Source organism: Domibacillus sp. A3M-37, assembly GCF_024213455.1.
Classification (GTDB): Bacteria; Bacillota; Bacilli; order Bacillales; family Domibacillaceae; genus Domibacillus; species Domibacillus tundrae.
On sequence record NZ_JANAVL010000003.1, the window covers coordinates 255,403 to 270,005 of the forward strand.

Sequence of the window (14,603 nt, forward strand, 5' to 3'; positions counted from 1 at the left end):
CTCATGCGATTTCTTTTTGCTGCGGCGTCCCTGTGGCTTTTTTTTCGTGTTGTTTAGATTTCTTCGTAACTGGTGATAATCTAGGTTATGGTACTTTCCTTATTAATATAAGTTTACCAATTTATCATTTAATATCCATTAAACCAAATAAAAAGCACCTTCATGAGGTGCTTTTTATTCCTTAATTAGTACTGAAAAAGCTTTTTTAAATAAAGAATCAATGCTTTTTTCACTCAGATAATGCTTCTTATTAACCGTATTCACTTCAACAACTGCAAAGCCATTTTCGAATCTTATCTCGGCTATCGGCTCCAAATTGCTTTCAGTGCCTATTCTAACTTCAATAGCCTTATCCGTTTTCAGTAAATCTAATTGGTAATTGAGAATGGAGAAAAAAGCGCCTTTTCCCTCATATCTATCAATCTTAACTACAGAAGCATCTTTCTCTACAATTTCTTGGGTTAACATGTTAAACCGCATCTCAAACAACAACGCAGCTTCTTCAAAGTTAGTCGTTCGTTTGCTTGTAATAATGTTGCTTACTCGTTCCACCAATAATGGTTTCCACTCTTCCATCCAACTCCCCCTTTCCTCTACATATTTCTAGATAAAAAGGGATAAACCTACATGAATCGTTCATCAAATTCCTACAATACCTGACAGCTGCTAATCTCCGCCTTTTTTAAATTCCTTCCTGCTGCTGCTTTCAATATTAAGAGGGATTCTTATTAAATGGAGGAAAAGAAAAAAGCCGGAATTTTCCCGGCTCAAAGCGTGGACAAAGCAAGAAAGCAGGCTGATTGAAAACGGTTGTCTTTCCAGGAACGCCTCCGGGCGGGAAGCGGAGTGACCGTTTGGGGATCATGAGCATTCACGCATGGCAAGTGATGCCGAAAGCGGGCGTTTGTCAACAGCCTGAGCCGGAATTTTTCCGTCTGCACACCCCAACTGGTTAACGTTGAATAATGCTTAGTCACAAGATGGAAAACTTTATTGCCCCTCCCTTATTTGACTTCATATTTCTCACTTACTGTATACTCTTCACTTAGTGCATACTCTTCACTTAAATAAAACGTGTCAGATCTGAGTCCAAGTCTCAACGTTTCCAGCGGAATCGGGTCCGCGAACGAAATATTGGCGAGGTTGACATTCGGTCCAGCAATGTTAATAAAAGTGGTCTGCATTTTTTTTGATGGTGCTTCAAAAATCATTTTTTTCAAATCGATCCTGGCTTCTATGATTTTATCTATAATTTCCAGCCTCATCTCTCCATTACCCCGGCAAATCCCGCTGGTGCCGCTTTCCCTGGCTTCGGTTATGACCTTTGCGGAGCCAGCCTCCAGATCCTCCAAAATCCATTCAACCCATTCGGATGCATTCTGGCTCATAGCTTTCATACTGTCCTTTGCGCCAACTTCACTAAAAACAATAAAATCCTTTGAAAAATTTTTAATGTATAAGGCTTTCTCACTGTTGGCCATGTCCATTGTTCCATTTGATATTTCAATATATTTGCAGTTGAATTTCCGAATAAACCTTTCGAATTCACTCACTTTATTCTGGCTGATAAACTTCTCAAATAACGTCCCGCCGAAAAAGAAATTCACGCCATTTTCATGAAGACAGGCAATTTTCTTTTCTAAATGTTTGGTCACAACCGATGTTCCCCAGCCGAATTTTACAAAATCTATATATTGGCCTGAACTGTTGATGGTATCTTCAAAAAAGCGCAAGGGAACCCCATTATCAATCAGTACGGTAATTCCATCCATCCTCGGTTTACTGGTTCTTTCCGGCAGATTGAGCCCCGTATAGATCATACCGCCACCCCCACAATTTTTGATAAATCATTTTCCTGATTCACTTTCATTAAAAAATCCAATTCCAGCTCTTCCACACACAAATCAATATCTCCGCTTTTAAATTCCGGCCTGCTGTCATCATAAAATTTTTGGGCCGCTTCTGATCCTTTTATTCTGGGAGCGGGCCACGTCACAAGCTGGCATTCCCGGTCCTCAATGATATCCTTCATATACTCCGCACAGGCAAGATCTTCATCTCCAGTAGGATGAGAAGCGATGATTTGGATTTTTTGATCCGCCCCATACGTTTTTTTAATGTATTCTGCTGTTGTTCTTGCATTAGAAAAACCAGTTACAAATACATGCCTTGCATTTAAAGCATTCAATGCAGCCCTCACTCCATTCGTTGTTTTCTGGACAAGCGTCTTCCCTGCCAAATCCGCTTCAAGAAGGCTCTGAGGGGAATTGTCAAGGTCAAACCCGGTAATAGGCAGCCCCTTCTCTTCACCGGCCAGCATGTATTCAGGATGTTTTTCCTTCAAATGGAAGGCTGAATCGATTGTCTCTGCAAGCAAAATTTCTTTTGCCCCCCTTATAAAAGCATAGTGGGCAAAAGTAAAAGCGCGTATCACATCAATAACAACATTTACATCGGCGCGGGTCAAATGGTGAGAGTGGCCCTGATAAATCTTAACTGCCATCATTTGCTCCTCTCCTCTTTACATGTTCTTGCCTCTACTGCTAAGCTCGGATTTGAACCGGCCTCCCATCTCTATTTATCAGCATATACCTAATTTATTCTCGTGTTTTTCAGATGGTTCTTGATTTTTTATTTTGACTGGTATGTCACACACCCGTTTATTTGAACTATTTTCCTTGGGCTGAATACACTGTATTTAGGACTTTACCTAGTTTCTCATTCATTTACATGGAGGTTAGAAAATCGATCAGTTTAATCAAACCAATCGGGCTTACAAGACCTGTTTTGTTTAAGGAAGGGAATAAAGTAAACCAAACTAAAAAAAGACCTGTACAGCCCAATCAGCTGTTCGGTCCTTTTTAGTAAACGGGTACATTAATTTTCGATTTCCTCGACTTTAATAAACTTGATCACAATAAATAAAAGGACCAGTCCTAGTACACCTGCCGTAATATAACCAATATTGAGATAATCTTTCATGATAAGAGACATAATCGGCGGACCTGCTGCCACTCCGGCAAATCGGGCCGCGCTGTAAAAAGAAGTGATCGTGCCTCTTTCCTCTTTTTTGATATTTTCTGTAATAATGGCATCAAGTACGGGCATTAACGCACCCATGGCCACTCCCAGGATACTGGTAACAATTAAGAGGAGAATAAGCTGCTTACTGACAAAGCCGACAAAAACAACACTGATCGATAAAAGAATTAAACAAATGATGATGATTTTTCTCATCGTCGGTAAATTCCCTTTAATTTTGCGGCCCGTAACAAAAGCAACGATACAAAGTATAAAAAGCGGAATGGCTAACACGAACCCTTTCTTTATCCCTTTAATATCCTGCACTTTTTCCAGGTTATCAGATAAAAAAAACAAAACGCTAAATAGCACCAGCATCGTAAAAAATCCAAGAAGGAATACAGTAAAAAGCCATTTCCCTTCTTTTTTGAGTGTCTTTTTCGTATTGTTTAAAAATTCCTTGAACTTTTTTGGCTTCTCTTTTTCTTTCGGTGCTTTAATAAAGAAAAAAACTAATGCTATAGAAATTAAGCTGAAAATAGAAATAGCGAAAAACGGCAGAAACCATAAAAAAGCGGCAAATACTGAACCTAGGATGGGACTTAATACTTTTCCAAACGTATTTGACGTTTCGATGGTTCCTAAACACGAGCTTGTTTTTTCAGCGTCATCCTTATACAGATCGCCCACTAAAGGCAGTATGATCGGCATTGCCCCTGAGGCCCCAATTCCCTGCAGAATCCTGCCGATAATAATCCACGTGTACGGATCTTCCATTTTCCACGAAGCAAACCCGGCAATCAGTCCCCCAATTAATGCAAGGACCAAACTCGGCAAAATGACTTTTTTCCGGCCGAGCCGGTCTGATAAATACCCCGCTATAGGGATAAGAAAAATAGCTGCAACGGAATAGCTGGTAATGATCATGCTCGATTGAAAGGAAGAAATCCCAACCTTTCTTTCCAATATAGGCAATACCGGTATAAGCATGGAATTTCCGAGCGTCATTACGAGGGGAATAGAGGCCATACTTATAACACACCATCTGCTTACTTTTGCTGCATCTTTTTCCACATCTGCACCCCAATCATCACTTGACCTTTTTTCGCTAATTAAATGTATGATTTCCTTATGTATTCTTTTTATACAGGGAAGCATACACTAGAAGAGCGGGATTAGCAGGCCATTCCATATTTAATTGAGGATGATTTCTTGTGAAAATCAATGGCAGTTTATATGCCGCACCAGCCTTCCTTTTTTTATTCAGAAAGTACTTCCTGGTTATTGTGGGAGCGGTTATGCAGGGATTCGCAATGGGTGTATTTTTATTTCCACATTTTATTCCTTCCGGCGGGGGAGCCGGCTTCTCCGTGCTGCTGAATTATTGGTTTCATATTCCGCTGAGTATTGCATTGTGGATGGTTAACTCTTCCATGCTGTTATTTGCCGTCCATTATTTAGGGGGCATCAGTGCGCTCGGTACTCTTCTCGGCATTACATTCACTTCAATTTCTGTCAACATCTTTACCGTTTATGTGGACACGCCTCTTGCAAATGTATGGATTGATCTGCTATTCGGTTCTGTCTTCTTTGGCACGGGCGTTGCTGTTCTCCTCAGGCAGGGAGTTTCAAACGGAGGGGTCGGGGTCATCGCCTTAATCATTTCCAAATATAAGAAAGTCAGTCCCGGCAAACCATTGTTTTGGATCAATGGTGTTATTTTTTGCATAACAGCGTATGTGATAGCGTGGGAAATTGTTGTTCAAGCCATCATCTGTCAATGGATCTCCACGAGAGTGATCAGTTGGTTATATAATGCTATTCTCCCTAGAAATATACTGACTTTTGATTTCGTCTGGCGTAAGAAATAACGGCTTATTCACAAGGCTTGAACGTACAAACTTTTATGTAGCGCCTATATGAAAGTTGCCTCTTTCGCAGCCAAAAAATAAAAGAGCGTTAAACCCTTTTTATATCAAGGTTTAACGCTTTTTTTGATGGATGAAATATTACATCATGCTGCCTATAAAACAGGAAGAAATGCGTTTAAAAAACGGCTTTAAATCAAGATTTCTACTTTCATTTTAAATGGAAATTAGCAGAAATAGAAAAATGCCCGCCATAGCTGGCAGGGCAGCTTTAAAATGTACGAACGATATTTTGATGGAATAAATAGATTTTGCAGATTTTTGGCCAGAGAATATGGCACACAAAAAATTGCAAATATTTCGGACAAGCATCTAACAAAATACGTGAATATATGAAAGTGCAAGGATTCTAAGCAGCCTCCATGGCTCTCTTGTTTATCTTGCTTAACTATTCGACCATGTACTGACCTATATCCTCTCTTTCTGAACTCGTCTAACTATTACAAAACATCTAGTTTGGCCACAATGGCCACGAGGATTTGAAGTAATGCTTGGATATTTACGGCCAAGTCTGTGTCAGTTGTTGTAACTTTTACATGCTTTGACCCTTCAATGACCGTTTTTTGAGTATTTTGTTGGTTCGTCTTCATGAATTGCTTGAGTTCCTGAAGCACGGCTTCGCTTTGATCCGTATCACCAATAGTGATGCTGATGACGACGGCGATGGCTGCCTGGATTCCTAATTGCAAGGATAACGCTGCTTGCGTATCTGTTGTTTGGACCTCCACATCTTCAGAATCTTTAACGATGATCCATTCGAAGGACTTCTGTTCAGTAGCAGCTGACTGATCCGCTTCCTGCATAACGTCTGCATCGTTTTCATTACTGTTGTTATCCCAATGATCCAATGCTCTCCACTTTTTCTCACTCATGTTATTCACCTCTCTCGATTTTTTAATAAAAAAAGGGCTTTTGATTACAAAACGTCTAATGTAGCCACTAATGCAAGCAGCACTTCTAGGAGTGCCTGAATGTTGACAGCCAAGTCTGTGTCAGTCGTTGTGATAGTGACGTCTTTTGAATTTTCAATAATAATTTTCTGTTTGTTCACTTGCTCAACATCAAGTTGTTGGAGAAGTTCTTGCGCTACAGTTTGGCCTTCATCTGAATCGCCAACAGTGATGCTGATCACTAAAGCAATGGCTAGCTGCAAGCCCACTTGAAGAGAAACGGCTGCTTGCGTGTCTGTTGAATGAACTTCAATATTGCATGAATCTTTAATCCATACTAGTTCATCGGATTCTTGGTCGATGAAGGAATTCTGATTCCCATCCTGCAAAACCTCTGCATCATCGCGCATATTCTCGTCATCTTGTGCACCCTGCCGATTTTTGTTCTGACACTTCTTACAGTTGCACTTCTTCTCAGTGGACTCGTTCTCGTCCTGATATTTTGACATAGTCCTAATAAACCTCCTTTTTCATGTTATACAATACCGTATGAGGTCATCAGTCTTTAGGTAACGGCGTATGTAACTGTTTCAAAAAAAAATAAAAAACCGCCTATAAACAGGCGATTTTAGAAAACAAAATATTTATTTTGAATCCTTTTGTTTGGAGGACGGCTGTTTAACAAACGAGTCCACTTGCTTAGCCAGATCTTCTACTAATTCTTTAAACACTTGTTTCTGTTCGTCTGATAACTTTTGTTTGGCTTTCTCTATATTGACCCCGTTTTTTTGAAAGGTATTACTTACAAGCAAATCAATGACTTTGTCGGAAAGTACTTTTGGACTTTTAGGTGAATCACTCATCTATACCACTCCCTTTCTTGATATTCACTTCATATCAATGTATGCAGTTATCCGCCAGGAGGAAACGGCAGTAGTTTTTTTTTTACCATCTTTATGCCTTGAGAAATGGTCTTGCTGCCTTCTAAAGAAGAAATACTTCCTTTAAACGAATCAATGGCAAATAGCACTTTCATAAGGAGCACCTCCTTTATCTACCTTGAGAATAAGTAAGGAGATGAAATTTCAGAATTAAATTTTGAAGCGGTTGGTACAAGCATTGAAGCAAGATGGGCATGAATTCCTGCTTTATCCGCAATAGAGAAGGTTTTGTGTACCATCTTGCACCTCAATAAATTTATTGTTTGCTTCATAATTTCCCATACGGCGGTTTAGATTTAGAAGGGTCGAAAAACAATATATTTTCTTGCTATGAGTTTTTTTGATTAGGAAGAAATTAAAAAAGCGCCAAACCCTGATAAATCAAGGTTTGACGCTTTTTCGGGGGATGTATTACATCATGCCTGCACCAGCTGGTTCTGGCTTGTCTGCTACAACAGCTTCTGTTGTTAAGAACAGAGCTGCGACAGATGCTGCGTTTTGAAGAGCATAGCGTGGTACTTTCGTTGGTATAATCACGTTTCATTAGTTTATAGGAAGGTATAGACTACTTCACAATTTTTTATTTATGTAAGGGAATATTATATCATTTCATAAAAAAGAAGGTCATCCTAACTATATTTGGAGACGTAAGATGAAAGGTGATTTTATTTGAAAAAAGTCTAGACCAATGCAGGCTTTTTTTCATACTATATTTTGGGGGTGAAAAAATGCCAAGAGTAGGTTACCGAAGTTCGGACGTTGACTTAATGGCAAGGATGATGAGAGCAGAAGCTGAAGGCGAAGGAAAACAGGGAATGTTATACGTTGGAAATGTCATTGTGAATCGTCTTAAAGCAGATTGTTCAGACTTTGAAAATTTAAGAACAATTCCCCAGGTTATTTATCAAATACAAGGAAGTAATTATTCCTTTGAAGCTGTTCAAAAAGGGACTTTGTTTTATCAGAAGTCAAGAGAAGCCGAAAGAAGATTAGCCAAACAGAATTTGGATTATTGGAGAAATCACCCAGCGAAATATGCTCTTTGGTATTTTAATCCATATGCTCCATGCCCTCCAACATGGTACGGTCAACCTTTTGCTGGTCAATATAAAAATCATTGTTATTATGAACCAGCACCTGGAACATGTGATAATGTTTATAGTTAAGCTTACTCTTTGAGTAAGCTTTTAACCTTTCCAGCACAACATCAGGCGTTCTTTATCTGTATGTGACAATTTGCTTGCCGATATGCTTTAACAAGTTACTAAACGCTTTGCTCACCCACCCGAACACTTGTTTTTATAGGGATTATAACAACAACTCGGATAGGCATCAAATATCAACAATGGCCTTTAACAGAGCCTTTCGAAAAGGGCACAATTGAGGGGCAGTTTCTTTCGGAAATTTATAGGGATATAGATTGGTGATTTCGAAACTAAGCAATGGAAGCCCCTCAATATACAAACACAGTAAGCGGAGCGTGATATGCTTGACCTTACAATTAATTCAGTGTTTTTTCAACCACTATTCAGTTTTTCAAATCGATACCTTGCGTGCTCAAATAAAGGAATGTGGGTTAATTTCATCAAAAAGCGTCTCTTTTAAAACCATTTTTTTCACAAAACAAAAATAGATACATTTAGAAATACTATACTCCCATTTCACAAAGTTGCTTTGACAGCTGCTTAAACCATTCTTCGTCTTTTGTTAAAAGGGCTATGTCAATCAGCTGTTCAAGTGCTGCTTTAGCAGGTGCCTGCTCCGGCACTTTTTGGAGTGATTTGGACAGAACACGAATCATACGCCCTGGCAGTTCTTTATTAATAGAGTCAACAATATATACTTTTGCAATGTCTTCAGGGTTTTCTATATTTATAACGTAACCGCAAATTCTCTGTTTATCCCATGTTTCGCCCTGTACCCAATGACCGACATTAAACTTTGCTTTGTTCTTCATTTTTTCACTTCCCTAAAATCACATTCGCTCATGTACACAGATTCCACTACTTTAATCTAATAATTTCCCTTATTTTCTTAAAGAAACAGTCTTTTTAGATGTTATGATTCCTTTTAAAAAAACCATGCTAGGACTGGGTGGGCTGGGTTATTCGATTCGAGCGATCGCCAATGAAATTGGGCGTGCACCATCTACCTTTTTGATCAAAAAATTTCATTGCCGAATGAGGAAGCTTTTTTAACAAACTAAGAAGCGATCCTTGACTCAAGACCTGGAATTAATCCAATAACAATTTGTTTTTGTATCATGGTCATCCCCTTTTTTTGAAATAAAAACGCGGCTTTGGACAAAATCTCCTTACTGGTTGTGCCAAACATCCTTAAGTGTCCATGCCTGCAAAGAAAGCAATTTTGCTTCTCCGCCGTTCGCAAACAATTCAATGCCATTGCTACTCGATTTCGGATAAATGCGGCTTGTCATCACAGTTTCGCCGTTATTTACAAACAGTTCAATTGATGAGCGGTCAATAAAGATATGCAATGTAATCATACCGCCGCTGTCCGCTTTAGCTTTACGGATGCCGCCTTCTCCTGTGCCTGACTGATTGCGGTCTACGATGATTTTTTCTTCTGCTGTATCAAAGCGAATGACTGTTTTTTCTTCGCTATCAGCTGAGCAGCGGACATTCAAGCCAAATGAAGCGGCTGTTCCCTTTGTAAACTCAGCGATCAATTCCAGGCGGTCTCCCGCGACGTCTAGTTTTTCAGTTTCTGATACCATTTTCGGTCCGAAAGCGGATTTTTCGCCGCGAAGCAATTTCAATTCTTCCATCGGCTTCATCAGTAGCTTGCCGGCTTCATTAAATGTTAATTCGCGCGGAACTGTCAGCGCACCCGCCCAGCCATGCACCCGCTCAGGCATATCTGCTTCCCACATATTCATCCAGCCAAAGAGGATACGGCGTCCATTATCGTCTTTAAATGTCTGAGCGGCGTAAAAATCAAACCCCGCGTCAAGCTCTGTAAATTCACCGTGCTTAAACTCAGCTGTTTCGTAATCAAATGCGCCAATCAACGTACCTGTTTGATATAAGTTTTGATAACGATCTCCTTCTGCTGCCACACCCTGCGGTGAGAAGACCAGCACGTGTCTTCCTTCTAGTTCAAAAAAATCGGGGCATTCGAGCATAAAACCGAGCTTTCCGTCACTTTTCACAATAGCACCGCGGTCTGTCCAGGAAAGCAAATTGTCTGACTCGTACAAATGAACGTTGCCAAGCTTGTTTTTCTGACTGCCAATCACCATATACCACTTGTCGTTATGCTGCCATACTTTCGGGTCACGAAAATCATGGGACGCGCCTTCCGGAGGATGGGCAATGACCGGGTTCTGCGGATGCTTCGTGAAATGAATGCCATCTTTGCTTTCCGCAATACACTGCGTTTCGGTAATAACACCGTCTTCGTCCACATGGCCAGTGTATACAAGCGTCAGCACGCCATTATTGTCCACTGCACTGCCGGAAAAGCAGCCGCTTTTGTCGTATTCTTCATCTGGTGCAATCGCAATCGGCAAATGCTCCCAATGAACAAGGTCTTTACTTTTCATATGGCCCCAGTGGATTGAACCCGGCTTTACATCAAACGGATGATGCTGATAAAACACATGATATTCCCCATTCCACTGGATCAGCCCGTTCGGGTCATTGATCCAGCGTGCCGGCGCCATAATATGATATCCGAGTCGGTACGGGCTGTTTGCTGCTTTTTCGATATCCTTCTGGAATAACTCATTGTTTTTGTCTCTTACTTCATTCATTTACTTTGCCTCCCTTAAATGCCAGACAAGACTTTGGAAGTCTCCACTTAAGTTTGCAGGAATCGCTATACCTGCATACATCAATTCATCTCCTCCAACGACCTCGTCAGTTTCTTGAATATGATATTTTTTGTTCGGATCAAGACCTTCCATAGTAAAGGACCTGAATGGTGCATTTGGCGCATCAAGTACGCGGAAATAAGAGACAACGGCTTCCGTTTTTTCTTTATTGACAAACAGCCAAGCCGTTTCATTGCCTTCAAACGGGCTGAGCAGGCGGTAAAAGTCGCCAAACTGTACGAGTGAACGAATTTGCTTATAATCATTCACTTGCTGCTTTACTTCTTCTTTTTCTTCTGCGCTCAGCTTCGTTAAATCCAGTTCATAGCCCAGGTTGCCCGATGCCGCTACGTCTCCTCTCATTTTTAATGAAGTCGTCCGGTTTACCTGATGATTTGGAACAGCAGATACATGGGCACCCATTGAACTGATTGGATAAATTAAGCTTGTTCCGTACTGAATTTTCAAGCGGGACACCGCATCGGTATTATCGCTTGTCCATGTTTGCGGCATGTAATACAGCATGCCCGGATCAAAACGTCCTCCGCCACCCGAGCAGCTTTCAAATAGAATATGCGGAAAAGACGTAGTGATTTTTTCCATCACGTTATATAATCCCAGTATATAGCGGTGAGCGGTTTCACGCTGACGGTCCGCTGGCAACAGTGCCGACCCGATTTCCGTCATGTGGCGGTTCATATCCCATTTCACATATGTAATCGGTGCACTGGCTAAAATAGCTGAGACCGATTTGATAATATACTCGCACACATCTTCACGCGAAAAATCTAGAATCAGCTGGTTGCGGCTTTCCGACCGGGACGCGCCCGGTACGTGCAGGCACCAGTCTGGATGCTGGCGGTACAGCGCACTGTCCACCGAAATCATTTCCGGCTCAAACCAAAGGCCGAATTCCATCTCCATCTTCCGGACCCGGTCTGCTAAATCCTCCAGCCCGTTCGGCAGCTTTTGTTTATTTACAAACCAGTCGCCGAGCGATGTTTTATCATCATCCCGCTGGCCGAACCAGCCGTCATCCAAAACAAACAATTCAATGCCGAGTTCGCTCCCCGCCTTAGCGATTGCTTCGATTTTCTCCGCATCGAAATTAAAGTACGTGGCTTCCCAGTTATTAATGAGAATAGGCCGTTCCTTGTCACGGAATTCGCCGCGGGCCAGTCGGGTCCGGTATAGGTCATGATACGCTCTCGACATTCCGCCAATCCCTTCATGCGAATACACCATGACGACTTCCGGTGCCTGGAATGATTCTCCTGCTTCAAGCTTCCATGCAAAATCAAACGGATTGATGCCCATTGTCACACGCGTATTATCGAACGGATCCACTTCTGCCTGTGCTAAAAAGTTGCCACTGTACACAAAACTGAAGCCGTATACGTCCCCATGCTGCTCATCGGCATTTTTGCGGAGCAGCGCGATAAACGGATGGAGCTGATGGCTGCTCGCGCCACGGCGGCTTTCCACCGACTGCGTGCCGGAGCGAAGCGGCTGCCGTTCAATATGGCGCTCCCGGACATGGGCGCCGCTCAGCTGCAGAAAGTCAAAATCATCATCACGGAAATCAAGGCTTGCACTCATGGCACGCAGCAAGCGAAGCGATTCAGTACCCTCATTAATATACCGGACTGATCGCGTCATTACGTTGCGGCCTTCAAAGACCGTATATGAAAGAATCGCTTTCATGCCTGACAGTTTATCTTTTAAAGTGATTTCTAACGTAGCTGCTTCTTCATCTGACTCTACATATGTAGCCGGGAGTCCTTCGAGTGACGGCTTTCCGTTCACAATTTGGTGAGAATCATAGCGGAAATCGGTAATTGTCGTGCCGTTTTCTAACTGCACCTGTACAATCGGTGCCCGGTAATCCGTTGTGCCGTATACCGGAAATTCCTGCGGCAGTGTGTCGAGCGAGAAGGTCCGGTCTTCTGACGGATATGGATTTCCGGAAAATCCGCGGTCGGCATACTGCAGATAATTGGCAAAACGATAGTCACTTACTTTTCGTCCCCAGTACAAGTGTGCTAAAAAACCGTCGTTGACTACTTGCATCACATAACTTGTGTTACCTGCCTGCAAGTGAAACGTTTTAGTTGATTCGATATAGTGAATACTCATTTTTTTTTCGTTTTTTAATGTGTTGTTTGTCATGTTTTTCACCTCTGTTTAATTTGATCGAGTAAAAAAGCTGCAGGTATACGCTTGTCCCGCAGCTATCACACTTTTTATTTGATTGCGCCTCGAACAACGCCACCAATAACCCATTTTTGAGCAAAAATATACACAATGACCATTGGAGACAACGCCAACAAATAAGAAGCAAAAGCCAAGTTGTAATCCGCGCCAAATTCCGATTGGAAAATGTACTGTGCCAGCGGAAGCGTAGAATCAGCTGGATCACTTAAGATAATAAGCGGAAGAAGGAAATCATTCCACGCCCACAAGCATGTTAAAATGCCGATTGTGGCATTGATCGGCGAAAGCAGCGGGAAAATAACTTTCCAAAATACACCCCACGTGCTGCATCCATCCATAATCGCTGCTTCTTCAAGCTCAAGCGGAATAGAACGAATGTACCCAACATAAATAAAGATATTCAGCGCCGCCCCGTATACAATGTATAAAAAGATCAGACCACCTGGATTATCCATTCCAAACAGCGATACTTGTTTAACAAGCGGCAACATAATAATTGGAAATGGAATAAAAAGAGCGGAAACAAAATAATAATACATTACTTTGAATACGCGGCGGTGCATATTGCGGGCAATGGCATAAGCAACCAGTGAATTTGTCAGAATCGTAAAGACAACCGTTACAACTGTAATGAGCGCACTGTTGGTAAAGGCGCTAAAAAAGTTGGTGGCTTCAATTGCTTTGGCAAAGTTTTCAAAGTGAAAGCCTGTCGGCAGTGAAAAAGGCGATTTCGCCAGTTCCTGCGGTGTTTTTAAGGCAATGGAAACTGCTATATAAAGAGGAAACAAAATAAATAATGACCCTATGGCAATCAGTGATGTAATTGTCCAGTTTGTTTTCTTTGCCATTACATATCCATCTCCCTTTTTTGCAGCACTTTAATTTGTAAAACTGAAATAACGAGAATAACAATAAAGTACATGACCGAGTTTGCGGACTGATAAGCGAATTCTCCACCAAAACCGCCTTTGTAAATTAAAACTGAAATCGATTCAGTGGCGCGTCCCGGGCCGCCTCCTGTCAGAGCAAGCACTTGGTCAAATACCATTAAAAAGCTTTTCATTGCCAGAACCATATTAATCGTGAAAAACGGGGCAATCATCGGGAACGTAATTTTCCAGAATTCCTGCCATTTGTTTGCACCATCGAGGCTTGACGCTTCATACAATTCAGCTGGCACGGTTTGGAGCCCCGCCAAATATAAAATGACATTAAACGCACAAGCCTGCCAGACTGCCACAATGACAATTCCAATCCATGCTGTACTTTCACTTCCCAAGATATTGACTGATAAAAATCCGATATTTAACGTTTCCCCCATTTTCGGAATAACGTTAGCGAAAATGTAATTAAAGATATAGCCGACAATTAATACACCTAGAACGTTTGGCAAAAAGTAAATGCCACGGAAAAAGTTCTTTCCTCTAATTTTCGAATTTAATCCTAGCGCAATCACGAGACTCAACACATTAACCAGAATGGTTGAGAGAACCGCAAATTTAAATGTAAATAGATAAGAGTTTAAAATATTTCCGTCTTTAAACAAATTAATGTAATTTTTAAATCCGACAAAATCATAAACAAAGCTAATGCCGTCCCAGTTTGTGAAAGAATAATAAACACCTTGAAGAGCTGGGAATGTGTGGAACAAAGCGAATAGAAGAACGGCAGGAAGAGTCATTAAGTAAAAAGGAATGTCCTTTTTATTAAATCGTTTTTTCTTTGCAGTAGCTGGAATAGCAGACTGGCTAAGTGAAAGAGGCTTCTGGGCCAT

General features: G+C 41.3%; 15 protein-coding genes and 2 pseudogenes. 2 read left to right on the forward strand and 15 right to left on the reverse strand.

All coding sequences use genetic code 11. From position 1 onward, the window contains the following. Nucleotides 1–174: 174 nt before the first annotated feature. The 4 genes and pseudogenes from NLX67_RS08120 to NLX67_RS08135 all read right to left on the reverse strand — a co-directional run bounded on the left by NLX67_RS08120 (nucleotide 175) and on the right by NLX67_RS08135 (nucleotide 4,050). Nucleotides 175–576, reverse strand: a complete 402-nt coding sequence (locus tag NLX67_RS08120) for a hypothetical protein (RefSeq protein WP_254311238.1) — start codon at nucleotides 574–576, stop codon at nucleotides 175–177. Between the two features lie 428 nt (nucleotides 577–1,004). Next, entirely contained in the window at nucleotides 1,005–1,820 is an 816-nt protein-coding gene (locus NLX67_RS08125) for a phosphosulfolactate synthase (protein WP_254311240.1), read from the reverse strand. 248 nt (nucleotides 1,821–2,068) lie between these two features. Beyond that, nucleotides 2,069–2,506, reverse strand: a pseudogene (locus NLX67_RS23195) (2-phosphosulfolactate phosphatase); the annotation flags it as partial. Between the two features lie 371 nt (nucleotides 2,507–2,877). Further along, the gene (locus NLX67_RS08135; RefSeq protein WP_256519727.1) at nucleotides 2,878–4,050 is read right to left on the reverse strand and encodes an MFS transporter; all 1,173 of its coding nucleotides are present in this window, start codon (nucleotides 4,048–4,050) and stop codon (nucleotides 2,878–2,880) included. Between the two features lie 191 nt (nucleotides 4,051–4,241). On the opposite strand from NLX67_RS08135, the gene NLX67_RS08140 reads away from it, so the two are divergent. Beyond that, on the forward strand, nucleotides 4,242–4,892 hold the full coding sequence (locus NLX67_RS08140; RefSeq protein ID WP_375143362.1) for a YitT family protein: 651 nt from the start codon (nucleotides 4,242–4,244) through the stop codon (nucleotides 4,890–4,892). Nucleotides 4,893–5,389: 497 nt separating this feature from the next. Here the strand turns inward: NLX67_RS08140 and NLX67_RS08145 are convergent, their stop codons facing one another. From NLX67_RS08145 to NLX67_RS22760, 6 genes and pseudogenes are all read right to left on the reverse strand, one after another. After that, a complete protein-coding gene (locus tag NLX67_RS08145) occupies nucleotides 5,390–5,821 on the reverse strand; it encodes a spore coat protein (protein ID WP_254311245.1) in 432 nt (143 codons plus the stop codon). 44 nt (nucleotides 5,822–5,865) lie between these two features. After that, complete coding sequence (locus NLX67_RS08150; protein WP_254311247.1) at nucleotides 5,866–6,249, reverse strand: spore coat protein; 384 nt, start codon at nucleotides 6,247–6,249, stop codon at nucleotides 5,866–5,868. A 234-nt stretch (nucleotides 6,250–6,483) separates the two neighbouring features. Continuing rightward, nucleotides 6,484–6,702, reverse strand: a complete 219-nt coding sequence (locus NLX67_RS08155; protein WP_046181266.1) for a hypothetical protein — start codon at nucleotides 6,700–6,702, stop codon at nucleotides 6,484–6,486. 47 nt (nucleotides 6,703–6,749) lie between these two features. Further along, the gene (locus NLX67_RS08160; protein ID WP_245618144.1) at nucleotides 6,750–6,875 is read right to left on the reverse strand and encodes a glycerate kinase; all 126 of its coding nucleotides are present in this window, start codon (nucleotides 6,873–6,875) and stop codon (nucleotides 6,750–6,752) included. Between the two features lie 18 nt (nucleotides 6,876–6,893). Beyond that, nucleotides 6,894–7,052 carry an HPr family phosphocarrier protein gene (locus tag NLX67_RS08165; RefSeq protein ID WP_309143119.1) on the reverse strand — a complete coding sequence of 53 codons (159 nt, stop codon included), beginning with the start codon at nucleotides 7,050–7,052 and terminating at the stop codon, nucleotides 6,894–6,896. A 139-nt stretch (nucleotides 7,053–7,191) separates the two neighbouring features. Beyond that, a pseudogene (locus NLX67_RS22760) lies at nucleotides 7,192–7,317 on the reverse strand (hypothetical protein); the annotation flags it as partial. Between the two features lie 191 nt (nucleotides 7,318–7,508). Between NLX67_RS22760 and NLX67_RS08170 the strand changes: the two are divergent. Next, complete coding sequence (locus NLX67_RS08170; RefSeq protein WP_254311253.1) at nucleotides 7,509–7,946, forward strand: cell wall hydrolase; 438 nt, start codon at nucleotides 7,509–7,511, stop codon at nucleotides 7,944–7,946. A gap of 482 nt (nucleotides 7,947–8,428) precedes the next feature. On the opposite strand, the gene NLX67_RS08175 is transcribed toward NLX67_RS08170, so the two are convergent. The 5 genes from NLX67_RS08175 to NLX67_RS08195 form a co-directional block, all read right to left on the reverse strand. Then, nucleotides 8,429–8,737 carry an IDEAL domain-containing protein gene (locus NLX67_RS08175; RefSeq protein ID WP_254311256.1) on the reverse strand — a complete coding sequence of 103 codons (309 nt, stop codon included), beginning with the start codon at nucleotides 8,735–8,737 and terminating at the stop codon, nucleotides 8,429–8,431. A gap of 357 nt (nucleotides 8,738–9,094) precedes the next feature. Further along, nucleotides 9,095–10,555 carry a glycoside hydrolase family 32 protein gene (locus tag NLX67_RS08180; RefSeq protein ID WP_254311258.1) on the reverse strand — a complete coding sequence of 487 codons (1,461 nt, stop codon included), beginning with the start codon at nucleotides 10,553–10,555 and terminating at the stop codon, nucleotides 9,095–9,097. Continuing rightward, nucleotides 10,556–12,751: an alpha-galactosidase gene (locus NLX67_RS08185; RefSeq protein WP_254311348.1), complete on the reverse strand. Its 2,196-nt coding sequence runs from the start codon at nucleotides 12,749–12,751 to the stop codon at nucleotides 10,556–10,558. A 107-nt stretch (nucleotides 12,752–12,858) separates the two neighbouring features. Next, complete coding sequence (locus NLX67_RS08190) at nucleotides 12,859–13,677, reverse strand: carbohydrate ABC transporter permease (RefSeq protein WP_254311268.1); 819 nt, start codon at nucleotides 13,675–13,677, stop codon at nucleotides 12,859–12,861. Continuing rightward, nucleotides 13,677–14,510, reverse strand: a complete 834-nt coding sequence (locus NLX67_RS08195; protein ID WP_254311350.1) for a carbohydrate ABC transporter permease — start codon at nucleotides 14,508–14,510, stop codon at nucleotides 13,677–13,679. The genes NLX67_RS08190 and NLX67_RS08195 overlap by 1 nt, the downstream gene beginning before the upstream one ends. Between the last annotated feature and the right edge of the window lie 93 nt (nucleotides 14,511–14,603).